Genomic DNA, 24477 nt, shown 5'->3' on the forward strand with positions numbered 1-24477 from the left:
GTTGGGGCGCCTTTTCGGCACCGACGGGGTACGTGGGGTCGCGGGGAGCGACCTCACGGCCGAGCTCGCCATGGACCTGTCCGTGGCCGCGGCTCATGTCCTCGGCGATGCCGGGGCGTTCAACGCCAGCGTCGGGCGGCTAGGCCGCCCGATCGCCGTCGTGGGCCGGGACCCGCGGGCTTCAGGAGAATTCCTGGAGGCCGCTGTGGTCGCCGGCCTTGCGTCGTCTGGCGTGGACGTCCTCCGGCTCGGCGTGCTGCCCACCCCGGCGGTCGCTTACCTCACCACGGCTCTCGGAGCCGACATGGGCGTGATGATCTCCGCCTCCCACAACCCGGCCCCGGACAACGGGATCAAGTTCCTCACCCGTGGCGGCTACAAGCTGCCCGACGCGGTGGAGAGCGAGATCGAGCAGCGGCTCGGCGAGAAGTGGGAGCGCCCTGTCGGCGCTTCGGTCGGCCGCGTGCGCGAAGCGTACGGCGAAGCCGACCGTTACGTGTCCCATGTGCTGTCCACCGTGTCCGACCGCCTGGACGGACTGAACGTGGTCCTCGACTGCGCCCACGGCGCCGCCCACATGGTGGCCCCCGAGGCGTTGCGGAGGGCCGGGGCGACGGTGGAGACCATCGGGGCCCGCCCCGACGGCCTCAACATCAACGCCGAGGTGGGCTCCACCCATCTGGACAAGCTCCAGCAGATCGTCGTCTCCCGCAACGCGGACGTCGGGATCGCCTACGACGGTGACGCCGACCGCTGCCTGGCGGTCTCGCACACCGGCGAGGTGGTCGACGGCGACCAGATCATGGCCGTGCTCGCCGCGGCGATGCACGCCGAGGGGAAGCTGGCGGGGGACACCGTGGTCGCCACCATCATGTCCAACCTGGGTTTCAAGATCGCCATGAAGAACGCGGGCATCGACGTGGTCGAGACCGCCGTCGGTGACCGCTACGTGCTGGAGGCCATGAAGGCCGGCGGCTACAACCTCGGTGGTGAGCAGTCCGGCCATGTCCTCATGCTCGACCACGCCACCACCGGAGACGGTCTGCTGACCTCGCTGCAGTTGCTGGCGGTCATGGCCCGTGCGGGCCGGTCGCTGGCGGAGCTGGCATCGGTGATGACCCGGCTGCCGCAGGTCCTGGTCAACGTCAAGGGCGTTGATCGGGCGAAGGCCTCGGTTCCGGAGCTGTCGGCCGCGGTCGCGGTGGCGGAGGCGGAGCTCGGGGAGACCGGCCGGGTGCTGATCCGGCCGAGCGGCACCGAGCCGATGATCCGCGTCATGGTCGAGGCCGCCTCCGGCGAGCAGGCCGAACTGATGGCCGGGCGTCTGGCGGACGTCGTCCGTAAGGCCTGTATCTGAACGCGGCCGTCCTGCCCCTGTCCGTCGTGCTCCGCACGTCGGATGAGGGCAGGGCGGCCGCGGTTCATCGATCGGTCAAAATACGGGTCTGCTGACCCTCCGCAGGATCAGGCGCCGTGCCGACTCCGGCCGGGTGCTCTGCCCCGAGGTGCCGCCGCCCGTCCCGGTGACCTGTTGACGTCTGGTCCGGTCACTCGTCGCCGGTGAGGGAGAAGCTCCGCAGCCGCTGACCCGCCCAGACGACCGCACCGACGGTGACGATGATCAGGGCGGGTACGGCGAAGCCGAGGGCGATCTCGGTGGACAGGAACGGCGAGGACGACAGCTGGTCGGCGACCGACTGGGCCCACTGCTGGATGGAGAACTTGCGGGCTCCGGGGACGAAGTTGCCGACCACGCCCTCCCAGACGAGCGCGTAGACGATGCCGACGGTGACCGCGTGCCGGGTCAGGATGCCCAGCAGCATGAACACCGCCGCGTAGGCGACCCCTCCGACCAGGGCGCCGAGGGCGAAGCCGTACGCGATTCCGGACTGGAGACCGACCAGGAGGTAGGCCGCGACGAAGGTCGGCACGGCGGAGAACAGCGCGAGTATCGAGGCGGCGACCAGGAACTTGGTCTGCGCGATGACCGGGCGGGAGATCGGCTTGGCCAGCATGTGGATGATGGTTCCGTCGTCGATCTCGGGAGCGATCACACCGGTCCCCGCGATCATGCCCAGCAGCGGCAGCATGGTGCCGACGGCGAAGGTCCGCAGGAGTGTGACCGTGGCGCTCTCGCCTCCGCTGCCGATCATCCGTAGCAGCACGGCCAGCCCGATCAGCACCAGCGGAAGAATGATCAGCAGCCAGATCCGCCGACGGCCGAGCAGCGCCCGATAGGAGATTCCGGCGATGACACCGTTCATGGTCAGCTACTCCTGTTGATCAGATAGGAGAAGACGCTCTCCAGGTCTTCGTCGGCCGGGGAGATCTGCCAGACCCGTACTCCGGCGTCCTTGGCGACCCGGGGCAGCAGCCAGGTGAATCGCCGGAAGTCGACGGCCCGCACCTCCAGGCCCGTCTCGGTGAGCGCGACCGAGCCGGAGGAGGCGTCGGCGATCAGCGCGGAGGCCAGGCGGCGGTCGTCGCTGGAGCGGACCTGGAACACGTGGGGCCGGTCGGTCATCCTGCGCCTGATCTCGCGGAAGTCACCGGAGGCGGCGTGGCGGCCGGCGACCAGGACCTCGATGTGCTGGGCGACGCGCTCCACCTCCTCCAGGATGTGCGAGCTGAACAGGATGGTCTTGCCCGCGGTGCCCATGGCGCGGATCAGATCCATCAGATGCATGCGCTGGCGCGGGTCCATGCCGTTGAACGGCTCGTCGAGCAGGAGCACCTCCGGGTCGTGCACGAGGGCCGCGGCGACCTTGACGCGCTGGCGCATCCCCTTGGAGTAGGTCTCCACCCTGCGGTCCTTGGCGGACTCCATGTCGACCATGGCGAGTGCCTTGCGCGCTGCGTCGTCGGGATTGGGCAGGCGGTGGAGCCTGGCGCTGGACAGCACGTACTGCCAGCCGGTGAGGAAGCCGTAGACGGCCTCGCGTTCGGGTACCAGGCCGATCGAGCGGTAGATCTCGTGGTTGCGCCAGATCTTCGCGCCGTCCAGGGCCACCGTGCCGCCGGAGGGGGCCAGGAATCCGGCCATCATGTGCAGCAGAGTGGACTTGCCCGCGCCGTTGGGGCCGAGCAGGCCGGTGACGCCGGGGCCGATGGTCATGCTGACGTCGTTGACGGCGACCACGTTGCCGTACCAGCGTGAGACCTGGGCCAGTTCGATTCTCATCGTGCGGCGGCCTTCCGGTAGCGCAGGACCAGGGCGGTCATCGACAGGGCGATCAGCGCGAGCATCAGCAGGATCGTCACCGCGACACCCGTCCCCGACGGGTAGACGGTGGGCGCCGAGGGTTTCGCGCCGAAGAGTCCCACCTGCACCGCGGCGTCGACGAGGAAGAACGGGTTGATCATCCAGGCCCAGGCCGCGGCGGTGTAGTCGTTCACCGACTCCAGCGTGGCCGCGATGACGGTCGAGACGGCCGAGGTGAGCAGGTAGAAGGCGATGACCGAGGCCACCCCCAGGCCGCGCCTGGGGGTGAAGGAGGAGATCGCCACGCCGAGGCAGGCCAGCAGCACCGCGTAGCCGACGGCTCCGGCCATGCTGATCAGGTAGTCGGCGGTGTGCGTGGGCCCGGGGAGGTCGACGACCACTTCGCCGAGGAACAGCACGGTGAGCGGGACCGCCAGCAGCAGGAACATCGCCGCGATCATCGCCGCGAGCTTCGCTCCCACATAGTCGACCAGGGTCACCGGGCGTGACAGGTAGAGCGGCAGCACGCGGAATCGCAGGTCGGGCGCCACCGTGTAGGGGGACTGCGAGGCCAGGAAGATCGCCAGTACGGCCTGCATGGTGACCGCGTACGTGGTGTAGCCCATCGCCTCCCGCTTGACCAGTGCCATGATTGCGATGGAGACGACCGCGGGGAGCAGCATGACACCCGCGAGCAGGAACGGGATGATCTTCGCGCGGGCCGTACGGCCCAGCCCGAAGACCCCGCGCAGGCTGTGCACGGTGAGTGCCACGGCCGCGTGGGCGCGGCCGAGCCGTACGCCGTCGTAGTGGCGGTATCCGATGTCGTGGATGACACCTGTGGGCTCAGACATTGACCGGCTCCCTGAAGACGTCCTCGATGCGCTGGCGGCCCTGCTCCATGCGGACGAGGCAGAGGTCGAGCTCGCAGACGGCGTCGCGGAGGGTGTCGAAGGTCTCCGGTGCCCGGACGTGGACCAGGAGCATCCGCCCGTGGGCGGTGACGGTCTCGCCCAGCTCGGTGAGGCGGGTGGCCAGCGCGTCCTGGCCCTCCTCGACCTCCACGGTGACGGTCTGGGTGGTCTGGGTGAACTCGCCGATGGGCGACGAACGCAGCAGCCTGCCGCCGTCGATCACGATGACGTGGTCGCAGACCCGCTCCAGCTCGCCCAGGAGGTGGGAGGTGACCAGCACGCTGATGCCGAACTCGGCGCCGATCTTGCGGATCAGCGTGAGCATCTCGTCGCGCCCCTGCGGGTCGAGGCCGTTGGTGGGCTCGTCCAGGAGCACCAGGCGCGGGTCGTGCACCAGGGCCTGGGCCAGTTTGACCCGCTGTTTCATGCCGGTGGAGTAGCCGCCCATCGCGCGGTAGCGCTCTTCGTAGAGGCCCACATGGCGCAGCACGTCGGCGGCGCGTTCCCGGGCCGCGGTGCGCGGCAGGCCCGACATCCGGGCCATGTGCACGGTGAACTCGGTGGCGGACAGGTCCGGTGGCAGGCAGTCGTGCTCGGGCATGTAACCCACGATCCGGCGGATCTCGGCGCCCTGGGCCGTCGCGTCCATGCCGAGCACGTGGGCGCTGCCGGCGGAGGGAGGGAGCAGGCCCAGCAGGATCTTTATCAGCGTGGACTTGCCCGCGCCGTTGGCGCCGACCAGGCCGGTCACGCCGGAACCGACGGTGACGGTGAGCCGGTCGAGTGCCGTCACTCGGGGGAAACGTCTGGTCAGTCCCTCGGTGGCGAGGATTGTCATGCTCGGACACTACCTACCGGGTGGCGGGAATTCCTCCGCCCCACGGAGGAACCGTCCCTCCTCCGTGAGGGCGGACAGGCCTCCTACCGGTGTCCGGAACCGCGTGGACGCCGCGCCGGGAGGCGCACGCCGAACCTGGACCAGTAGGCCTTCTGGACGGTCAGCGTCAGGGTGCCCGCGATGACCATGCCAGCGATGTTCACCCCGAGCTGGGTGACCGATGCCGCCACGTCGCCCCAGAGGGTCAGTGCCGCGGCGAGGGCGAAGTAGCCGGCGGCGGGGACCGTGGTCACCGAGATGAAGACGCCCACCAGGGCGGAGGACTTGCCCGCGGTGACCGAGAGCACGCCTGCCGCGCCGGCGAGCAGCGCCACGATGAAGGACCACCTGTCGGGCTTGACGATGAACTCGATCTCCTTGTGGCCGTTCAGGCTCGACGGTCCTATCCAGCCCAGCCCGCGCAGGGCCAGGGCGCAGGCGAAGGTGATCGTGATGGCGGCCACGAAGCCGATGGCCAGGGTGCGCAGGGCACGTCCGATCAGCTGTGGGTCACGGCGGAGCAGGCCGAAGCAGACCGCGGCGATCGCCCCGAACTCCGGACCCAGCACCATCGCGCCGACGATGAGGATGGGGGAGTTGACGATCACACCGATCGCGGCGATCTGCGTGGCGATCGTCAGGAACGCCAGGAAGGCCCAGGTGAGCCGGGAGTCGTCGCCGACCTTCCGGGCGAACTCCGCCCAGACCACGGCGTCGTCCCCCTCGCCGGGCGCCTCCTCCTCGGCGCGGTCGGCCGCGTCCGAGATCGACAGGTCGACCTGCTCGGCGGCGATGGAGCCCTCCGCGCACAGGCCGAGCTGCTGGAGCCGCTCGATCACCTCGTTGGCGGCCTCCCGGGCGATGTCGAGCTGGATCAGATCCCCCTTGGGGGAGCGGGCCGCGCCGGGGAGCACGACGAGATTGGTCACGCCGACGGCGTCGTCGAGCAGCCCCAGGACGTCGTCCGTCAGCTCCGGCGGGCTGATCACACGTAGATGCAGCACGGGCCAACCTTAGGACCCGGGTGCCGGGTCACCGGAGTCAGGGGCCGGTCCGTGACCGGTGGCGGGGGTCAGATGCGGCGGAGCCGTACGCGCCGGATGGAGTGGTTGGCGCCCTTGTGCAGCACGAGGCCGGCCCTGCCCCTGGTGGGGGCGATGTTCTCCACGAGGTTGCGCTCGTTGATGTCGCGCCACACGTTCCTGGCGAACGCGGTCGCCTCGTCGTCCGAGAGCTCGGCGAGGTATTTGAAGTAGGACTTGGGGTCTTCGAAGGCCGTGCGCCGGAGCTTGTGGAAGCGGTCCACGTACCAGTCGCGGATGTGCTCGGTCTTGGCGTCCACGTAGATGGAGAAGTCGAAGTAGTCGTTGACCGCGAGCGCGGTGGGCGGCGCGGGCTGCAGGACGTTGAGGCCCTCGACGATGAGGATGTCGGGCCGGCGCACGACCTGGGTCGCGCCGGGCACGATGTCGTACTCCAGGTGGCTGTAGACGGGAGCGCTCACCTCGGGCAGCCCGGCCTTGACGTCGGCGACGAACCTCACCAGGGCCCGCCGGTCGTAGCTCTCCGGGAAGCCCTTCCTGTGCATGATGTCCCTGGCGGTGAGGACCTCGTTCGGGTAGAGGAAGCTGTCGGTGGTGACCAGGTCCACCCGGGGGTGCTCGGGCCAGCGGGCCAGCAGGGTGTGCAGCAGCCGGGCGGTGGTGGACTTGCCGACCGCGACGCTGCCGGCGATGCCCAGGACGTACGGCGCGGGCCGCGGGCTGGTCCCCAGGAAGGTGTTGAGCGCCGCGCTGCGCTGCCTGGCCCCGGTGAAGTGGAGGTTGAGCAGCCGGGTCAGCGGCAGGTAGATGTCGGTGACCTCGGCGAGGTCGATCGGGTCGTCGATCCCGCGCAACTCCTCGAGCTCGTCCTCGGTGAGCGTCAGGGGCGTGTTCTTGCGGAGGTCGCCCCACTGCTCCCGGCTCAGCTCGACGTACGGCGTCGCGTCCCACCCGTTGGTCATGGTCCCGAAGCCTACTGACCAGCCGGAGGCGGTCGCCTGCGGGGACGGCTCTGCCTGATGCCGGGCAGGATTCTTGGGACCCCGGGGGGGTTCTCCATAGGCTCAACGGTCCATCCTTCCCATGACAGAGGGGGTTGCCATGTGTGGAATCGTGGGATACGTCGGCCGTCGGCAGGCGGTCGAGGTCGCGATCGAAGGGCTCGGGCGCCTTGAGTACCGGGGGTATGACTCGTCCGGGATCGCGCTGGTCGGGGCCGACGGCGCGCTGACCGTGGAGAAACGGGCCGGGAAGCTGGTCAACCTGCGTTCCGTGCTCGCCGCGCGCCCCGCGCCGCCGTCGACGGTGGGGATCGGGCACACCCGGTGGGCCACCCACGGTGCGCCGACCGACCGCAACGCCCACCCGCACACCGACTGCGAGGCGCGGATCGCGGTCATCCACAACGGCATCATCGAGAACTTCGCCACGCTCCGGACCGAGCTGGAGAACGACGGGCACAAGCTCGCCTCCGAGACCGACACCGAGGTGGTGGCGCACCTGCTGGAACGGTTCGCCGGGGACGGCCTGGCCGAGGCGATGCGCCGGGCGTGCCGGCGGCTGGAGGGGGCGTTCACGCTGCTGGCGGTCTCGGTGGACGAGCCCGACGTGGTCGTCGGCGCGCGGCGCAACTCACCGCTGGTGGTCGGGCGCGGGGAGGGGGAGAACTTCCTGGGCTCGGACGTGGCGGCGTTCATCGCCTACACGCGGGAGGCGGTCGAGCTCGGCCAGGACCAGGTGGTCGAGCTGCGCAGGTCGGGGGTCACGGTCACCGACTTCCACGGAGCCTCCGCACTGACGCGTGACTACCACGTGGACTGGGACGCCTCCGCCGCGGAGAAGGGCGGCCACGACTACTTCATGCTCAAGGAGATCGCCGAGCAGCCGCGGGCGGTCGCCGACACGCTGCTCGGCCGGGTCGGGGCCGACGGGCAGCTGGTGCTGGACGAGATGCGGCTGTCGGACCAGGAGCTGCGGGACATCAACAAGATCATCGTTGTCGCGTGCGGGACCTCCTACCACGCGGGGCTCATCGCGAAGTACGCCATCGAGCACTGGGCCGGGGTGCCGTGTGAGGTCGAGCTGGCCAGCGAGTTCCGCTATCGCGACCCGATCCTCAACCGGGACACGCTGGTCGTCGTGATCACCCAGTCCGGAGAGACGATGGACACGCTGATGGCCGTACGGCACGCCCGCGAGCAGCGGTCCCGGGTGCTGGCCATCTGCAACGTGAACGGTTCCACGATCCCGCGCGAGTCCGACGCCGTCCTCTACACCCACGCGGGTCCGGAGATCGCCGTCGCCTCCACCAAGGCCTTCCTCACCCAGCTCGTGGCCTGCTACCTCGTGGCCCTCTACCTGGCCCAGATCCGGGGCACCAAGTTCGGTGACGAGATCTCCCAGGTCATCGAGTGGCTGGCTCAGATACCGGCCAGGGTCGAGGAGGTGCTCCGGACCGTGGAACCGGTCCGCGCGCTGGCCCGCTCGCTGGCCGACGAGCGCTGCGTGCTCTTCCTCGGCCGCCACGTGGGCTTCCCCGTCGCGCTGGAGGGAGCGCTGAAACTCAAGGAGCTGGCCTACATGCACGCCGAGGGCTTCGCGGCGGGCGAGCTCAAGCACGGCCCGATCGCACTGATCGAGGAAGGGCTGCCGGTGGTGGTCGTCGTCCCCTCGCCGATCGGCCAGCGCGTGCTCCACGACAAGATCGTATCGAACATCCAGGAGATCCGGGCCAGGGGCGCCATGACCATCGTCATCGCGGAGGAGGGCGACAGCGCGGTCGCGCCCTATGCCGACACGCTGATCAGCATCCCCGCCGTGCCGACGCTGCTCCAGCCGCTGGTCGCCACGGTGCCGCTGCAGGTCTTCGCCTGCGAGCTGGCCGCCGCCAAGGGCCACGACGTCGACCAGCCCCGTAACCTGGCCAAGTCCGTCACCGTGGAGTAGGCGGCCGCCCGCGGTCGCGTTGTCCACAGCCTGTGGACAGCGTCTCTGGATTACCGGCCCAAATGATGGGGAACAGGCTCAGATCACGTATCGGCCCGGCATTCCCGGCGGATAACTGGGAAACGGTCACGGTCTACGGGTTTCGCTACCCTGAAGCCGTGATCGTGGGCATCGGCGTGGACGTCGTGGACGTGGCCCGGTTCGAGAAGACGCTGGAGCGGAGCCCCGGACTGCGGGCGAGGCTGTTCACCGAGGGTGAGCGGATCCTGGCCGTGCAGTCCCTGGCCGCGCGGTTCGCGGCCAAGGAGGCGGTGGCCAAGGCGCTCGGCGCGCCTCCGGGCCTGGCCCACCTGGACGCCGAGGTCCGGACCGGTGAGTACGGCCGGCCGGAGCTCCACGTGAGCGGCCGGGTCGCCGAGGTCGCGGCCGCGCTCGGTGTGACGCGGTGGCACGTGTCGCTGACGCACGACGGGGGCGTGGCCGTCGCCTATGTGATCGCCGAAGGCTGAACGCACCGGAAGGCACGCGGGAGGAAGCCGGGCGCGCGGATCGCGGCCGCAGACCGGGCCGCGCCGGAGCATGCGCCGGTGATCGACGCGAGATAGCGTCGAGATCATGCTCACCGCTTATACCACCGATCAGATCAGGGCGGCCGAATCGGCGCTGATGGCGGGGCTGCCCGAAGGCACGCTCATGGAACGGGCCGCCACCGGGCTGGCCGTGGTCTGCGCCCGGACGCTCGGCCAGGTGTACGGCTCCCGCGTCGTGCTGCTGGTCGGCGGTGGCGACAACGGTGGCGACGCCCTCTACGCCGGGGCGCGGCTCGCCTCCAGAGGGGCGAGGGTGGACGCGATCCTCGCCGGGACGCGGGTCCACCCGGCCGGGCTGGCCGCCCTGCGGCGGTCGGGAGGGCGTGTGACGGACCTCGGCGGCGCCGCCTCCGGAGACGGACCCGCGGGGGACGCGCCGCGGGGCGGTGAGGCGTCCGTGCGAGCGGCGGCGGGCGAGCTCGTCCGGGCGGCGGACCTGGTCGTGGACGGGCTGGCCGGGATCGGCGGGACGGGGGCCCTGCGCGAGCCGTACGCGACCCTCGCGGGGCTGGCAGGCGAGACGCCCGGCGCGGTGGTCGCGGTGGACGTGCCGAGCGGGGTGGACGCCGGCAGCGGGCGGATCGACGGGCCCGCGGTCCGGGCCGACGTCACGGTGACGTTCGGGGCCTACAAGATCGGCTTGCTGGTCGACCCGGGCGCGGGGAACGCGGGCAGGGTGGAGCTCGTCGACATCGGGCTCGGGCCGTACCTGCCGGACCCCGAGGCGACCGCGCTGACCGGCGCCGACATGGCGACGATGCTGCCCAGGCCGGACGCGGGTTCCGACAAGTACAGCAGGGGGGTCGTGGGCGTCGCGGCCGGCAGCCACGAGTACACCGGGGCCGCGGTGCTGGCCGTCGGCGGGGCGATCCGGGCGGGGGCGGGCATGGTCCGCTACGCGGGCGTCGCCGAGCCGGTGGCCCAGGTGCGGGCCCGCTGGTCCGAGGCCGTGATCACTCCGCTGGAGCCGGGCGAGGGCGTCGACAGGGTGGGCCGGGTGCAGGCGTGGGTCCTGGGCCCCGGGCTCGGCACCGGGCCCGAGTCGCTCGCCATCGCCCGTTCGGTGCTGGCGAGCGACGTCCCGGTCCTCGTGGACGCCGACGCCCTCACCCTGGCCGCCCAGGACAGGTCGCTGCTCCGGCGGGCCGCGCCGGTGCTGATCACCCCGCACGCGGGGGAGCTGTCCCGCCTGCTGGACGTGCCGCGGGCGCGGATCGAGGCCCGGCGGCTGGAGCACGTACGGTGGGCCGCGTCGGAACTGGGCGTGACCGTCCTGCTGAAGGGATCGACCACGCTCGTCGCGCAGGAGGACCGGCCGGTCAGGGTCAACCTCACCGGCAGCCCCTGGCTGGCCACCGGCGGGACCGGTGACGTGCTGGCCGGTCTCGCGGGCGCGCTGCTGGCCGGCGGGCTCAGCGGATACGACGCCGCCTCCTGCGCCGCCTATCTGCACGGGATCGCCGGCCGGCACGGCCCGCTCGCCGCCTGGGACGTCCTCGAAGCCATCCCCGGGATGATCAGGTCGCTCATCGATCGGCGCCGGGAGGGCGGCCGACCTGCCAGACTGGAAGGATGAGTTTCCCGATGACCCCGGCCGAGGCGCGGGTGGACCTGTCGGCGATCCGCGACAACGTCGCCCTGCTCAGGGGGCACGCTCCCGGCGCCGAGACGATGGTCGCGGTCAAGGCCGACGGCTACGGGCATGGGCTGGTCGCCTGCGGGCGGGCCTCGCTGGAGGGCGGGGCCACCCGGCTCGGCGCCGCCTACGTCCGCGAGGCCCTGGAGCTGCGGGCCGCGGGGATCACCGCGCCGATCCTGGCGTGGATCATCCCGCCCGGCGAGCCGCTGGAGAAGGCGATCGAGCAGGACGTGGAGCTGTCGGCCGCCATCCCCGCGCTGGTGGACGAGATCGCCGAGGCGGCCGGCCGTGCGGGCAGGGCCGCCAGGGTGCACCTGAAGGCCGACACCGGCCTCTCGCGAGGTGGTGCGGCGCCCGCGGACTGGTCCGCGCTGGTGGATCGGGCGATGGCACGGCAGGCCGACGGGACGGTCGAGGTCGTCGGGCTCTGGTCGCACTTCGCCTGCGCCGACATCCCGGGTCATCCGTCCATCGAGGCCCAGCTCACCGCCTTCGACGACGCGCTGGCGGTCGCGGAGAAGGCGGGCGCGGGAGGCTCCCACGTGATCCGGCACATCGCCAACTCGGCGGCGGCGCTGACGTTGCCGCAGGCACGCCACGACATGATCCGGACGGGCATCGCGGCCTACGGCCTGAGCCCCGTGCCCGAGCTCGGGGATTTCGGTCTCCGCCCCGCGATGACCCTGGTGGCGCGGATCGCGCTGGCCAAGCGGGTTCCGGCTGGTTCCGGTGTGTCCTATGGGCACCTTTATGTGACAGATAGTGAAACCACGCTCGGCCTCGTCCCCCTCGGGTACGCGGACGGAATCCTGCGGCATGCCACCAACCAGGCGGAGGTGCTGGCGGGCGGCCGCCGGCGGCGGATCGCCGGGCGGGTCTGCATGGACCAGTTCATGATCGATATGGGAGACGATCCGCTGGCGGAGGGGGACGAGGTGATCCTGTTCGGCGACGGTTCGCGGGGCGAACCGACCGCACAGGAATGGGCGGATTCCCTCGGCACGATCACGCATGAGATCGTGACCAGGATCGGTTCGCGGGTTCCACGCGTTTACCGGTGAAAGGCATCTCAGGGGGTCGCATGAGCATTACCACACGGCGCAAGGTCGGCATCGCGGGCGCGGTCGTCGGTGTGGCATCAGCCGGAGTGGCCGCCGCGGCCCTCGCCAAGCGGTATGCCGTCGGCCGCATCAGGCTCCGGCCCGACCTCGAGGCGAACGAGCCGCTGGGCGAGCTGCGGGGCCGGCCCACCACGGTCGCCACCTCCGACGGCGTGTCCCTCTACGCCGAGGTGGACGGTCCCGAGGACGCCCCGCTGACGGTGGTGTTCTGCCACGGCTACACCCTCAACCTGGACTCCTGGCACTACCAGCGGCGCGACCTGTGCGACTCCTACCGCCTGGTCCTGTGGGACCAGCGCTCCCACGGCCGCTCGCCGCGCACCACGGCCGAGGACTCCACCATCGACCGGCTCGGCGACGACCTGGCCGAGGTGATCGACGCGCTCGTGCCCGGGCCGTGCGTGCTGGTGGGGCACTCCATGGGCGGCATGACGATCATGGCACTGGCCGACCGGCACCCCGAGCTGTTCGGCGACCGGATCAAGGGTGTCACGCTGATCTCCACCTCCTCGGGCAAGCTGGCCGAGGTCTCCCTGGGTCTGCCCGCGCTGCTGGCCAAGGCGGTGCACAAGGTCACGCCGGGCACGGTGTCGATGCTGAGCCGGGGTGGCGCCCTGGTCGACAGGGGCCGCGAGGCGGGCAACGACGTCGCCTTCCTGGCCCTGCGCTACCTGGGTTTCGGCGATCCCAAGAACGTCAGCCCCACGGTGGTCGACTTCGCCGAGTCGATGATCCGCTCCACCCCGTTCGAGGTGATCGCCGACTTCTACCCCGCGCTGATGTCGCACGACAAGCTGAGCGCGCTGCCGGTCCTGGACGGTGTGCCCACCTCGATCATGGTCGGCGACAAGGACTGGCTGACGCCCGTGGACCACAGCAAGGCGATGGCGGCGGCACTGCCCCGCGCCCAGTTCACCGAGGTCCCCGACAGCTCGCACCTGGTCCAGCTGGAGCGGCCGACCGTCGTCAACGACGCGCTACGCGACCTGATCAAGCGGGCGATCGCCGACAGCGCCGCGGACGGCACGGACCGATGAGCGGGGCCATGGGACGTGACCGCCGCCGGGGACCGCGACCGTCAAGGGGAGTGAGCGAGCAGTGAGGATCGTGGCGACCACCGGAGAGATGCGGGAGCTGGGCGTGGAGCTGGCAGGGCTGCTCCGTCCGGGCGACCTGGTGCTGCTGTCCGGGCCGCTCGGCGCGGGCAAGACGACCCTGGTCCAGGGGATCGCCGAAGGGCTCAAGGTGCGTGGGCCGATCACCTCGCCGACCTTCGTCGTCGCGCGGGTGCACCCCTCGCTGTCGGGCGGTCCCGCACTGGTGCACGCCGACGCCTACCGGCTGGGCGGTGCCCTGGAGGTCGACGACCTCGACCTGGACGCCTCGCTGGAGGAGTCGGTGACGGTCGTGGAGTGGGGCGAGGGCCTCGTCGAGGGGCTCGCCGACGACCGGCTGGAGATCTCCATCGGACGGAGCGACTCCGGCGAGGAACGGACCGTACGGTTCCGTGGGATCGGTGCCCGTTGGGAGGACATCATCTGATCCGTCCCCGTCGGCGGGGGAATCCTGGCACGCTGGCACTACGCCCCACTTGATATAGATCAACAGGGCCGAAGATCGACTCTGGCGCTTTTGCCCATGTTTAATGGGGAAGTGGCGGGAAGTTGTGCCGGGCGAGGGTCGTCGGCCGGACTGCGAAGTGGAGTGCGACGGTGCCAAGGGTCAAACGTGTCGCGGTTCTGGGAGCCATCACCCTTTTCGGGATGGCGGGGATGATCGGATGCACGGCTGAGGCGAACTCGGGCAGTCCCACGGGGACGGCCTCGCCCACCGCGTCGGGGAGCAGCAGGGAGGACATCGAGGTCCAGCTGCAGCCGGCCCGCGTCAAGGCCGGACAGAAGGTGTGGGTGCTGGCGAACTGCCCGATCCCCGAGGGAGGTCCCGAGCATCGCGGCACCGCCTCGTCCCAGATCTTCCGCACGCCGGTCGCCCTCGATCCGATCCTCACGACGCCCAGTCCGGTCCCCTCGGCGAGTGCCACCCCCGTGGCGAAGCCGTGGGTCCGTGGCCAGGCCACCGTCGCCACCGGCAGCGTGGCCGGCGTCTACGTCGTCAACGCCAGGTGCGAGGGGACCAACGACACCGGCAAGGCCAGCCTCCGGGTCGTGGCGGACGCCAAGCCGACCCCGAAGGACACGCCCACGTCCAAGCCCACCCGGACCGTCATCAGCACCCACGCGCCCGGCACGGGCGGCGGGGGGACCGCGGCCGGCGCCCCCCAGGACTCGGGCATGCCCTTCGGCGCGACCGGAGCCCTGCTGGCGGTGGTCCTCGCCGGCGGCGTCGGCTACGCGGTCGTACGCCGCCGCCGCTCGTAGTCCCCCATGGCAGCATCCCCCCGCTGGTCCCGGATCATCGTGGCCGGAGTCATCACGGGCATCGTCATGGTCGCGTTCAACAAGGGCGGCGGCGTGGACACGCCGCCCATCCGGAGTTCGATCGTGCCCAGCCGCATCGACATCCCGTCGCTGGGCATCAAGGCGCCCCTGATGAAGCTCGGCGTGACGGACGGCCAGGTCGAGCTTCCGCCGTACGAGAAGCCGGACACGGCGGGCTGGGTGAAGGACAGCGCCGTCCCCGGTGACCAGGGGCCCGCGGTGATCCTCGGGCATGTGGACACCAAGACCGCCCCGGCGGTCTTCTACAAGCTGAAGGAGATGCGCGAGGGGCAGGTCGTCAAGGTCGTGCGCAGTGACGGCAAGGTCGCCCAGTATCGCGTGGACTCCGTCGAACGGGTGAGCAAGGACAGGTTCCCGGCCGACAAGGTCTACCTGGAGGACGGCCTCCGGCTGATCACCTGCGGCGGGAACTTCGACTGGGACAAGCACGAGTACCGCGACAACGTGATCGTCTACGCGACCCTGGTCAAGCCGGCCGGCTCCACGACCTGACCGCGAAAGAGCGGAAAACCGCCGCGGAATCACCCGTCCCGCGGTGGTCGCCGACGGAGGCGGAGAGGGGCGCCCACCCCTTGCCCACCATGGGACCGGGCGGAACCCTGCGCCGGGCCGGTGGAGTGGGCGCGGGCGTCACCCGACCGACTAGGCTAGCTGTCCGTGCTGGTCCTGGCCTTTGATACCGCGACCCCCGCCGTCACCGCAGCGCTGCACGACGGTGAGAGGGTCCTCTCCGAATCGACGACCGTTGACGCGCGTCGTCACGGTGAGCTGCTCGTGCCCACGATCGAGACGGTCCTGCGGGAGGCGGGAGCCTCGCTCGGCGACGTCACCACCGTCGTCGCGGGTTCCGGCCCGGGACCCTACACCGGTCTGAGGGTCGGTCTGATGACCGCCCAGGCCCTCGCGACGTCGCTGGGCGTCCCGGCCTACGCCGTGTGCACGCTCGACGCCGTCGCCTACGGCAGCGGACTGTCCGAGCCGTTCCTGGTGGCCACCGACGCGCGCCGAAAAGAGGTGTTCTGGGGCCACTACGAGGAGATGAGGGTCCGGCTGTCCGGCCCCTCGGTGGACAGGCCGCAGGACCTGCCCGGGGAGCTTCCGCTCGTCGGGGCCGGCGCGCGGCTGTACGCCGAGGTCGTCGGAGCCTCCCGCCTGGTGGACGCGCCGGAGTATCCCTTCGCGGGAGCCCTGGCGGCGCTGGCCGCCGAGCAGCTCGGCGAGCCGGACGTCCGGGAGGTCGTGGAGAGCGGCACGCACCCCGTGCTGAGCCTGCCCCGCCCGATCTACCTGCGCCGTCCCGACGCCCAGGTGCCCTCGGCGCCGAAGAAGGTCTCCACATGACCGCGGTGCTGCGCCAGATGACCGCCGACGACCTGCCCACCGTGATGAGGGTCGAGCGGGAGACCTTTCCCCGTGACGCGTGGAGCGAGGGCATGCTCCGCGGCGAGCTCGCCGATCAGCCCAGGACCCGGCACTACGTGGTGGCCCTGGTGGACGGAGAGATCGTCGGCTACGCCGGGCTTTTCGCCGCGGGGGACCAGGCGGACGTGCAGACCATCGCCGTCCTGGCCGCCCGGCGGCGGAACGGGATCGGCGCGGCCCTGCTGACCGAGCTGCTGGCCGAGGCCGTACGGCGGGGCGCACAGTCGATCTTCCTTGAGGTGCGCGCCGACAACCCGGACGCGCAGGCGATGTACGACCGGTTCGGATTCGAGCGGATCGGCCTGCGCCGCCGCTACTACGAGGACGGCACCGACGCGATCACGATGAAGAAGGATCTCAATGCGTGACGAACCCCTGGTCCTGGGCATCGAGACCTCCTGTGACGAGACCGGAGTGGGCATCGTCCGAGGGCACACCCTGCTGGCCAACACGATCGCGTCCAGCGTCGAGGAGCACGCCCGGTTCGGTGGCGTGGTGCCCGAGGTCGCCTCCCGGGCGCATCTGGAGGCGATGACGCCGACCATCGAACGGGCGCTGGAGCAGGCCGGTCTGCGCTTCACCGACATCGACGCGATCGCGGTGACCGCGGGTCCGGGCCTCGCCGGCGCGCTGCTCGTCGGCGTGGCCGCCGCCAAGGCATACTCGCTCGGTCTGGGCGTGCCGCTGTACGGCGTGAACCACCTGGCCGCCCACGTGGCCGTGGACCAGCTCGAACACGGCGCTCTGCCCAAGCCGTGCATCGCCATGCTGGTCTCGGGCGGGCATTCCTCCCTGTTGCTGGTGCCCGATGTCGCCAGGGAGGTCATCCCCCTGGGATCCACGGTCGACGACGCCGCCGGTGAGGCCTTCGACAAGGTGGCCCGTGTGCTCGGCCTGCCCTTCCCCGGTGGCCCCTACATCGACCGGGCGGCCCAGGACGGTTCCGGCACGGCCATCGCGTTCCCGCGTGGCAAATACGACGACGGGACGCTCGACTTCTCCTTCTCGGGGCTGAAGACCGCCGTGGCCCGCTGGGTGGAGGCCCGGCAGAGGGCCGGTGAGCGGATCCACGTGCCCGACGTGGCGGCGTCCTTCCAGGAGGCCGTGGTCGACGTGCTGACCCGCAAGGCCCTGCGGGCGTGTCGCGAGCACGGCGTCCAGGACCTGCTCATCGGCGGTGGCGTGGCCGCCAACTCCCGGCTGCGCGCCCTCGCTCAGGAGCGTTGCGACGCGGCCGGTGTACGGCTCCGCGTTCCTCGCCCGGGACTGTGCACCGACAACGGGGCCATGGTGGCCACGCTCGGCTCCGACCTGGTGGCGGCCGGTGTCACCCCGTCCCTTCTGGACATCCCCGCCGACTCCTCGCTCCCGATCACCACGGTCCACGTCTGAGCGGCCGCTTTACGCGGGGTGGAGGGCAAGCGCCGGATAGTCGGTGTAGCCGCGGTAGTCGCCGCCGAAGGCCGTGGTGAAGTCGGGCTCGTTGAGCGGCGCGCCGAGGCGGAGGCGGAGCGGCAGGTCGGGATTCGCCAGGAAGGACTTGCCCAGCGCGACCAGGTCGGCGCCCCGGCCCAGCCAGTGGGCCACGGTGGCGGCCGGGTCGCCGAGCGAGGAGTCGTTGACGATGAACGTGTTCGGCCACAGCGAGCGGATCCGCTCGTTGAGCTCGTCAGAGCCGCTCGCCACGAGGTGCAGGTAGGCGAGATCCGCCTCGGCGAGCGCGGAGAGCAGCGCCGGGTAGACCTCCTGCGCGTCGTCCTCCCTCAGGTCCTGCGAGCCGCTGGCGGGAGAGAGCCGGATGCCGACCCGGGACGCGCCGATCGCCGCCACGACCGCCCGGGCGGTCTCCACGGCGAAGCGGATCCGGCCGTCCACGGACCCGCCGAAGCGGTCGTCGCGCAGGTTGGCGTTCTGTGACAGGAACTGGTGGATGAGGTAGCCGTTCGCGCCGTGCAGCTCGACCCCGTCGAAGCCGGCCTCGACGGCGCGGACGGCGGCGTCGGCGAAGTCCCGGACGGTCGCCTCGATCTCGGCGGTGGACAGCTCCATGGGGGTGGGGAGGTCCTGCATGCCGTTCGGCGTGAAGATCTGGGCCTCGGGCCGCACAGCGGACGGCCCGACGGGCAGTGCGCCGGTGTTGTCGGGATGACCGACCCGGCCGGCGTGCATGAGCTGGGCGAAGATCCGGCCGCCCGACGCGTGGACCGCGTCGGTGACCTCACGCCACCCTGCCACCTGCTCGTCGGTGTGCAGCCCCGGCGTGTTCATGTATCCCTTGCCGGACAGGCTCGGCTGCACCCCCTCGGTGATGATCAGGCCGGCCGAGGCGCGCTGGGCGTAGTAGAGGGCGGTCAGCGATGAGGGAACCCCGTCGACGTAGGAGCGCGAGCGCGTCATGGGGGCCATCACGAGACGGTTGGGCAACTGCAGCGAGCCGAGCTGGAACGGTGTGAACGGCATGACAGATCCTTCCTTGGCCGACCAACTTGGCCGGCCAATTGACAGTTCTACAACTTGGTCGGCCAACTTGCAAGCGGTAGGCTCGCAATCGGAAAGAGGAGGCCTGCCATGATGGAGTCGGCGCTCGGGGAGGGTGTGAAGGAGGCCTGTGTCTCCGGGGATTCCGGCGACAGCCTGAACTGCCTGATGGCCCAGACGACACGCGGCCATCGCGTGCTGCTCGCCGCGCTTCTCGCTGAGATCGATCTCTACCCGGGCCAGGAGCGCGTGTTGACCGCGATCTGGGAGCACGGCCCCCGGTCGCAGAACGCCTTGGCCAGGATTGTCGGCATCGACGTGTCCACGATGACCAAGTCTCTGCAGCGTCTCGAACGGAGCGGGTTCGTCAGCCGCACTCCCTGCCCGTCCAACCGGCGCATCAGCATCGTGAGCACCACGCCGAGGGGGGACGCGTTACGTCCCGAGCTTGATCGTGTGATGGCCGAGGTCCATGCGCGGATGACCTGGGGGCTGACCGCCGAGCAGGCCGACCTGCTCTCCTCGCTGCTGATCGTGGTCCGGGCCAACCTGTGCCGTGAGGTGGCGCTGGACGCAGATCCGGCGGGGTCGGCCTGCTGACCGCGACCGGCCTCCGAGGACGCTCCGCACCGGCGTCGGATGACTCCCGGGAGGGGGCGGCGGCCGTGCCGGTTCAGTCCTTGTCGCCCCGGGTGGGGCGGAGGAGGGCTTCGGCGAGGGTCAGCATGGTCTCCTCAAGGGCACTCAGACTGCGGCTGAGCTCGGTGCGGGCGGGCTCCATCGTCTCGCTGAGCGCCTCGGTGAGCTGCTCGCGGTCGGGCTGGGCGCGGAGCATGCCGGCCAGGTGGGCGAGGGCGGCCTGGGCCTGGCTGACGCGCTCGTCCAGGGAGTCGAAGCGCCTGGCGTGATCACCTGCCTGGTCGCCGACGACCTCGCGGATGTTCAGGACGGCGGGTAGCCGGCCGACACGCTGGTCGACGGCCTCCACCCGATCGTCGAGGTCCTGCAGGCGCAGCCCGAGCTTCTCCGTGTGACCGTCCAGCGTGGACAGACGGGAGTCGACGGCGTCGACACGGCCGGCGATGCGGCCCTCGACGTCGTAGAGCCGCTCGTCGAGCGTGTCGAAACGGTCGTCGTGGCGGTCCGTGATCTCCCTCAGGTGGGGTCCCACGCCGGTCATCCGCTCACCCAGGGCGGCGAGGTGCCCGTCGATCCCGCTCAGCCGGCCGTCCAGTCCGTCGATCCGGCCCTCGACACCGTCGGCCCTGCCGTCCGTCCGGGACACGAGCAGGCTGACCCTGCCGTTGACCTGTTCGACGGCGGCGAGCAGCCGGTCGGTCGCGTCGCTGACGGTCTTCCGCACGGTCGTCGAGAGGTCGAGCATCCCGGACTCAAGGCGCTCGGCACGCTGGACGAGGTCGGCCAGCGACCTGTCCAGCCGGGTGAACCGGGTGGCCGCCGCCTCCATGCCGGCCTGTAACCGGCCGAGGCGCTGGGCCAGCTCGCTCACACCGTCACCGACGCCCCGGGTGTCGTCCGCGATCGACCGGAGACGGATGAGGGCCTCGTCCACGTTCTCGCCGACGGCGCCGACATCGGCCCACAGGCTCGGCAGCTCGCCGAGGGGCGTGACCCGGTCATGGACGGAGCTGACGCGCTCTCCCATGGCGTCCACCCGGTCGCGGACCACCTCGACGTGCTGGGCGAGACCTTCGGCCCACGCCGGTGGGCGGACGGCGATGTCATCCAGCAGGCCGTGGACGGACTCCAGCGAGCCGCCCAGCCCGCCGAGCTCGCGCTCCCTGACCTCGCGCAGCGACCACTCCATGCCCTCCAGGCGTTGGCGGATCTCGTCCAGCACGGTGTCCTGGGTGTGCTGCTCGGACACGTGATCCTGGGTGGCGCGGGCGAGGAGCTCGCGCATCCGGTCGGAGATGGCGGCCTGGCTGCCTGTCTGGAGCGGGGTGGGGGAAGAGTGATCCACCGAGAACTCCTTCACCCGCCGACGTTCAGCCGTGCGGTGGGATTGGTCCGGTCTGCTGAAGAACGCGGTTGAACCGCACGCGGAGAAAGAACTCCCGCGCGACAACCCTAGCCTCTGGATCAAGGTTTTCAGTGGGGAGTTTAAAAGAACGTGATTGCCGGTGCATTGTCCAAGTTAATCGTTTTTGCAGGTCAGGAAGGAGTGCAAATGAGGGCAAACGGCTTCTCTATAATTCGCGTGAGAATAACCACGGCCGACTTTTCGCCGGAAAGTCGCAGGTCTTTCCGCAGGCGGTCGACGTCGACCGCGGAGCCGCGCTTTTTGATCGTCGCATTGCCGACCCCGCGCTCGCGGAGCGCGGCCCGCAGCCGTTTGAGTGAGAACGGCAACACCTCGTGGACCTCGTACCGGGACGCCCATGGGGTCCGCGACGCGACGTCTCCGGTGATGTAGGCGATGTGCGGGTCGAGCAGGTGGCCGCCGACCATCGCGGCGATCTCCGCGACGAGGTGGGCACGGATCGCCGCGCCGTCCGGCTCGTACACGTAACGGCCGACGGGGCCGTGTCCGGCGGGGCCGAGCCCGGGATCGGGCGTCAGCGTCACGCCCGCGGGCAGGATCGTCGCCCTGCGTTCCACGTCGCCCGCCGACTCCCCGCACCAGATCACGGCCTCCTTGACGTCACCCTTGTAGGAGACCCATTCGGTCTCGGCGCCGGCGGGGAGGAACGCGTAGGGGATGCCCGGGGCGACCTTCAGGCAGGCGGCCTCCGCCTTCGCCACCATCTCCAGCACGTCGGGCCACGGCGGCGAGTAGGCCATCGGGTCGAAGGTCCTGCCCCGCGCGGTGCGGCGGGCGGGGTCGGCGAACAGGACGTCGAAGGCGGCCGGGTCCAGCGTGGCGGCGTCGGCCGCACGGACCGAGACCAGCTCTCCGAAGCCGAGGGCGTCGGCGTTGGCCTGGGCGATCGCGGCGGTGAGCGGGTCGGCGTCCACGGCCTCCACCTCGCATCCCGCCCTGGCCAGCGCGAGGAGGTCGCCTCCGATGCCGCAGCACACGTCGGCGACCCGGGAGCCCGGCGGGATGCGGCGTGCCCGGTGGTCGGCGACCTCGCGGCGGGTGGCCTGTTCCAGGCCGCCCGATGTGAAATACATGACATCGGCGTCGGCGCCGAACTTCTCCGCGGCGCGTCGCCGGAGCATGGCCTGGGTGAGCGCGGCGGAGGTCAGGCCCGCGTCGTAGGTCTTCCTGAGGCGCGTCACCGCCGCCACCGGATCGTCGCCGACGATCTCGGCCGCCGCTCCCAGGGCCTCCTGGCCGCGCGGCGTCAGCAGCTCACGGAATGCGTCAAGGTCCACGTCGTCCGACGTTACCGCCTCAGCTCAGCAGGTCGGCGAGGTCGTCCGCCGTCCACCGTGGCGTTGTCGCCGTCACCATGCGTGGTCATCGACTCACATTCCGCCAGATCTCGCCCTAATCCTCCCGCATGTTCCCCGAAAGCGGGAGGTCGTGACCTCCGGAAAGGGGAGGGGGCGATGTTCGCCGGAAGCACACACGGGCGGTTCGTGTTGACTGTCAAGCCCTCCTTGCATACTGTTCCGTATTGGCACTCTCCCCTTGAGAGTGCCAAATCATATGCGACGAGGCAGGTCTGACACCCGCGACGGCAGACCGCTGGTCGCCTCTTCTAGATCATTCAAATCTGAAGGGGAGGTCCGACGTGACGACCGCCACCAAGGTTCCCGTTAAGCCGCTCGGCGACCGCATCGTGGTCCAGCCGCTTGAGGCCGAGCAGACCACCGCTTCCGGCCTTGTTATCCCGGACACCGCCAAGGAGAAGCCGCAGGAGGGCAAGGTCCTCGCGGTGGGCCCCGGCAACTGGGACGAGGACGGCGACAAGCGGATTCCGCTCGACGTCAAGGAGGGCGACATCGTCCTCTACAGCAAGTACGGCGGCACCGAGGTGAAGTACGGAGGCGAGGAGTACCTGGTGCTCTCCGCCCGCGACGTGCTCGCCATCATCGAGAAGTAGTTCACGCTTCATAAAGATGACGTATCGAGCCCCGGGCCGCGTGAGCGCCCGGGGCTTTGATACGCCGACGTACTTCAGAGAGGATTGACATGCCGAAGATCCTGTCGTTCGAGGAGGACGCACGCCGCGCTCTTGAGCGTGGTGTGAACGCCCTCGCGGACGCCGTGAAGGTGACTCTCGGCCCGCGGGGCCGCAACGTCGTCATCGACAAGAAGTTCGGTGCGCCGACCATCACCAATGACGGTGTCACCATCGCTCGCGAGGTCGAGTTGGAGGCGCCGTACGAGAACCTCGGCGCCCAGCTCGCCAAGGAAGTCGCCACCAAGACCAACGACGTCGCCGGTGACGGCACCACCACCGCGACCGTCCTCGCTCAGGCGATGGTCCGCGAGGGCCTGCGCAACGTCGCCGCCGGGGCCCAGCCCCTGTCGCTCAAGCGGGGCATCGACATCGCGGCCCGGGCCGTCAGCGACAAGCTGATCGAGTCCGCCCGTCCGGTCGAGGACAAGAAGGAGATCGCGAACGTAGCGACGATCTCCGCGCAGGACGCCAAGATCGGTGAGCTGATCGCCGAGGCGTTCGACAAGGTGGGCAAGGACGGTGTCATCACCGTCGAAGAGTCCAACACCATGGGCCTGGACCTGGAGTTCACCGAGGGTCTCCAGTTCGACAAGGGCTACCTGTCGCCCTACATGGTCACCGACCAGGAGCGCATGGAAGCGGTCCTGGAGGACCCCTACATCCTGATCACCCAGGGCAAGATCGCCTCTGTCGCGGACTTCCTGCCGCTGCTGGAGAAGATCGCGCAGACCAAGAAGGCGCTGCTCGTCATCGCCGAGGACGTCGAGGGTGAGGCCCTGGCCGTCCTGGTCACGAACAAGATCCGCGGCACCTTCACCTCCGTCGCCGTCAAGGCGCCGGGCTTCGGTGACCGTCGCAAGGCGATGCTGCAGGACATCGCGGTCCTCACCGGTGGCCAGGTGGTCAGCGAGGAGGTCGGTCTCAAGCTGGAGAACGTCGGCCTCGAGGTGCTCGGCACCGCCCGCCGCGTCGTGATCACCAAGGACGCCACCACCGTCGTGGACGGTGCCGGCGACGAGCAGGCGATCTCCGACCGGGTCAGGGAGATCAGGCACGCCATCGAGCAGTCCGACTCCGACTGGGACCGCGAGAAGCTTCAGGAGCGCCTCGCCAAGCTCGCCGGCGGCGTCTCCGTGCTGAAGGTCGGCGCGGCCACCGAGGTGGAGCTCAAGGAGAAGAAGCACCGCCTTGAGGACGCCATCTCCGCGACCCGTGCGGCGATCGAGGAGGGCATCGTCTCCGGCGGCGGCTCCGCGCTCATCCACGTGGCCAAGGTCCTGGACGACCTCGGCCTGTCCGGTGACGAGGCGACCGGTGTCGCCGTGGTCCGCAAGGCGCTCATCGAGCCGGCTCGCTGGATCGCCGAGAACGCCGGCCGCGAGGGCTACGTCGTGACGACCAAGGTCGCGGAGCTCGCCGTCGGCCAGGGCTTCAACGCCGCCACCGGCGAGTACGGCGACCTGATCGCCCAGGGGGTCATCGACCCGGTCAAGGTCACCCGCTCGGCCGTCCAGAACGCCGCCTCCATCGCCGGCATGCTGCTGACGACCGAGGCCCTCGTGGTGGACAAGCCCGAGGAGGAGGCCCCGGCCGCCGGTGGTCACGGCCACGGCCACGGCCACGGTCACTGATCTTCATCGGATCCGGTACGGCCCGCGCCCCTCGGGGGGGACGCGGGCCGTTCTGTTT

At 70.4% G+C, this 24477-nt stretch carries 23 protein-coding genes and 1 pseudogene; 15 read left to right on the forward strand and 9 right to left on the reverse strand.

Translation table 11 applies throughout. The annotated features are described in order from the left end of the window. Position 1 precedes the first annotated feature (1 nt). Positions 2 to 1357 (forward strand): phosphoglucosamine mutase, encoded by a 1356-nt coding sequence (gene glmM, locus FHR32_RS19320; protein ID WP_184755561.1) that lies wholly within the window; start codon positions 2 to 4, stop codon positions 1355 to 1357. A gap of 190 nt (positions 1358 to 1547) precedes the next feature. Here glmM and FHR32_RS19325 read toward each other — a convergent pair whose 3' ends face one another. The 6 genes and pseudogenes from FHR32_RS19325 to coaA form a co-directional block, all read right to left on the reverse strand. Beyond that, positions 1548 to 2264: an ABC transporter permease gene (locus FHR32_RS19325; RefSeq protein WP_184755562.1), complete on the reverse strand. Its 717-nt coding sequence runs from the start codon at positions 2262 to 2264 to the stop codon at positions 1548 to 1550. A 2-nt stretch (positions 2265 to 2266) separates the two neighbouring features. Then, positions 2267 to 3118 (reverse strand): annotated as a pseudogene (locus FHR32_RS19330) (ABC transporter ATP-binding protein); the annotation flags it as partial. A gap of 59 nt (positions 3119 to 3177) precedes the next feature. Continuing rightward, on the reverse strand, positions 3178 to 4056 hold the full coding sequence (locus FHR32_RS19335) for an ABC transporter permease (protein ID WP_184755564.1): 879 nt from the start codon (positions 4054 to 4056) through the stop codon (positions 3178 to 3180). Continuing rightward, the gene (locus tag FHR32_RS19340; RefSeq protein ID WP_184755565.1) at positions 4049 to 4954 is read right to left on the reverse strand and encodes an ABC transporter ATP-binding protein; all 906 of its coding nucleotides are present in this window, start codon (positions 4952 to 4954) and stop codon (positions 4049 to 4051) included. Before FHR32_RS19340 ends, FHR32_RS19335 begins: the two co-directional genes overlap by 8 nt. An 83-nt stretch (positions 4955 to 5037) precedes the next feature. Further along, positions 5038 to 5997 carry a DUF389 domain-containing protein gene (locus FHR32_RS19345; RefSeq protein WP_184755566.1) on the reverse strand — a complete coding sequence of 320 codons (960 nt, stop codon included), beginning with the start codon at positions 5995 to 5997 and terminating at the stop codon, positions 5038 to 5040. 68 nt (positions 5998 to 6065) lie between these two features. Then, positions 6066 to 6998: a type I pantothenate kinase gene (gene coaA, locus FHR32_RS19350; RefSeq protein WP_184755567.1), complete on the reverse strand. Its 933-nt coding sequence runs from the start codon at positions 6996 to 6998 to the stop codon at positions 6066 to 6068. A 139-nt stretch (positions 6999 to 7137) separates the two neighbouring features. Between coaA and glmS the strand changes: the two genes are divergently transcribed. The 11 genes from glmS to tsaD all read left to right on the forward strand — a co-directional run bounded on the left by glmS (position 7138) and on the right by tsaD (position 17605). After that, positions 7138 to 8982 (forward strand): glutamine--fructose-6-phosphate transaminase (isomerizing), encoded by a 1845-nt coding sequence (gene glmS, locus FHR32_RS19355; protein WP_184755568.1) that lies wholly within the window; start codon positions 7138 to 7140, stop codon positions 8980 to 8982. A gap of 158 nt (positions 8983 to 9140) precedes the next feature. Further along, complete coding sequence (locus FHR32_RS19360; protein WP_184755569.1) at positions 9141 to 9491, forward strand: holo-ACP synthase; 351 nt, start codon at positions 9141 to 9143, stop codon at positions 9489 to 9491. 106 nt (positions 9492 to 9597) lie between these two features. After that, entirely contained in the window at positions 9598 to 11148 is a 1551-nt protein-coding gene (locus FHR32_RS19365) for an NAD(P)H-hydrate dehydratase (RefSeq protein ID WP_184755570.1), read from the forward strand. Next, a complete protein-coding gene (gene alr, locus FHR32_RS19370; RefSeq protein ID WP_376773339.1) occupies positions 11145 to 12272 on the forward strand; it encodes an alanine racemase in 1128 nt (375 codons plus the stop codon). The genes FHR32_RS19365 and alr overlap by 4 nt, the downstream gene beginning before the upstream one ends. Positions 12273 to 12292: 20 nt before the next feature. Continuing rightward, a complete protein-coding gene (locus FHR32_RS19375) occupies positions 12293 to 13369 on the forward strand; it encodes an alpha/beta fold hydrolase (protein ID WP_184755571.1) in 1077 nt (358 codons plus the stop codon). An 88-nt stretch (positions 13370 to 13457) separates the two neighbouring features. Further along, on the forward strand, positions 13458 to 13874 hold the full coding sequence (gene tsaE, locus FHR32_RS19380) for a tRNA (adenosine(37)-N6)-threonylcarbamoyltransferase complex ATPase subunit type 1 TsaE (protein WP_221466045.1): 417 nt from the start codon (positions 13458 to 13460) through the stop codon (positions 13872 to 13874). Between the two features lie 170 nt (positions 13875 to 14044). Continuing rightward, positions 14045 to 14710 (forward strand): hypothetical protein, encoded by a 666-nt coding sequence (locus FHR32_RS19385; RefSeq protein ID WP_184755573.1) that lies wholly within the window; start codon positions 14045 to 14047, stop codon positions 14708 to 14710. Positions 14711 to 14716: 6 nt separating this feature from the next. After that, a complete protein-coding gene (locus FHR32_RS19390; RefSeq protein WP_184755574.1) occupies positions 14717 to 15283 on the forward strand; it encodes a class F sortase in 567 nt (188 codons plus the stop codon). A gap of 165 nt (positions 15284 to 15448) precedes the next feature. Then, positions 15449 to 16132 carry a tRNA (adenosine(37)-N6)-threonylcarbamoyltransferase complex dimerization subunit type 1 TsaB gene (gene tsaB / locus FHR32_RS19395; protein ID WP_184755575.1) on the forward strand — a complete coding sequence of 228 codons (684 nt, stop codon included), beginning with the start codon at positions 15449 to 15451 and terminating at the stop codon, positions 16130 to 16132. Next, positions 16129 to 16581 carry a ribosomal protein S18-alanine N-acetyltransferase gene (gene rimI / locus FHR32_RS19400; protein ID WP_184755576.1) on the forward strand — a complete coding sequence of 151 codons (453 nt, stop codon included), beginning with the start codon at positions 16129 to 16131 and terminating at the stop codon, positions 16579 to 16581. The genes tsaB and rimI overlap by 4 nt, the downstream gene beginning before the upstream one ends. Beyond that, a complete protein-coding gene (gene tsaD / locus FHR32_RS19405) occupies positions 16574 to 17605 on the forward strand; it encodes a tRNA (adenosine(37)-N6)-threonylcarbamoyltransferase complex transferase subunit TsaD (RefSeq protein WP_184755577.1) in 1032 nt (343 codons plus the stop codon). Before rimI ends, tsaD begins: the two co-directional genes overlap by 8 nt. Positions 17606 to 17614: 9 nt before the next feature. On the opposite strand, the gene FHR32_RS19410 is transcribed toward tsaD, so the two are convergent. Beyond that, positions 17615 to 18673 (reverse strand): alkene reductase, encoded by a 1059-nt coding sequence (locus FHR32_RS19410; RefSeq protein WP_184755578.1) that lies wholly within the window; start codon positions 18671 to 18673, stop codon positions 17615 to 17617. A 108-nt stretch (positions 18674 to 18781) separates the two neighbouring features. Here FHR32_RS19410 and FHR32_RS19415 point away from each other — a divergent pair, with 108 nt between their 5' ends. Beyond that, positions 18782 to 19291, forward strand: a complete 510-nt coding sequence (locus tag FHR32_RS19415; protein WP_184755579.1) for a MarR family winged helix-turn-helix transcriptional regulator — start codon at positions 18782 to 18784, stop codon at positions 19289 to 19291. A gap of 73 nt (positions 19292 to 19364) precedes the next feature. Here the strand turns inward: FHR32_RS19415 and FHR32_RS19420 are convergent, their stop codons facing one another. Continuing rightward, positions 19365 to 20675: a coiled-coil domain-containing protein gene (locus FHR32_RS19420; RefSeq protein WP_184755580.1), complete on the reverse strand. Its 1311-nt coding sequence runs from the start codon at positions 20673 to 20675 to the stop codon at positions 19365 to 19367. Positions 20676 to 20866: 191 nt separating this feature from the next. Then, positions 20867 to 22033: a class I SAM-dependent methyltransferase gene (locus tag FHR32_RS19425; protein ID WP_184755581.1), complete on the reverse strand. Its 1167-nt coding sequence runs from the start codon at positions 22031 to 22033 to the stop codon at positions 20867 to 20869. Positions 22034 to 22395: 362 nt separating this feature from the next. On the opposite strand from FHR32_RS19425, the gene groES reads away from it, so the two are divergent. Both groES and groL read left to right on the forward strand, forming a co-directional pair. Then, a complete protein-coding gene (groES, locus tag FHR32_RS19430; RefSeq protein ID WP_012887898.1) occupies positions 22396 to 22707 on the forward strand; it encodes a co-chaperone GroES in 312 nt (103 codons plus the stop codon). Positions 22708 to 22796: 89 nt separating this feature from the next. Beyond that, positions 22797 to 24419, forward strand: coding sequence for a chaperonin GroEL (groL, locus tag FHR32_RS19435; protein WP_184755582.1), 1623 nt, complete (start codon positions 22797 to 22799; stop codon positions 24417 to 24419). The last annotated feature ends 58 nt before the right edge of the window (positions 24420 to 24477 follow it).

Source organism: Streptosporangium album, from assembly GCF_014203795.1.
Lineage (GTDB): Bacteria > Actinomycetota > Actinomycetes > Streptosporangiales > Streptosporangiaceae > Streptosporangium > Streptosporangium album.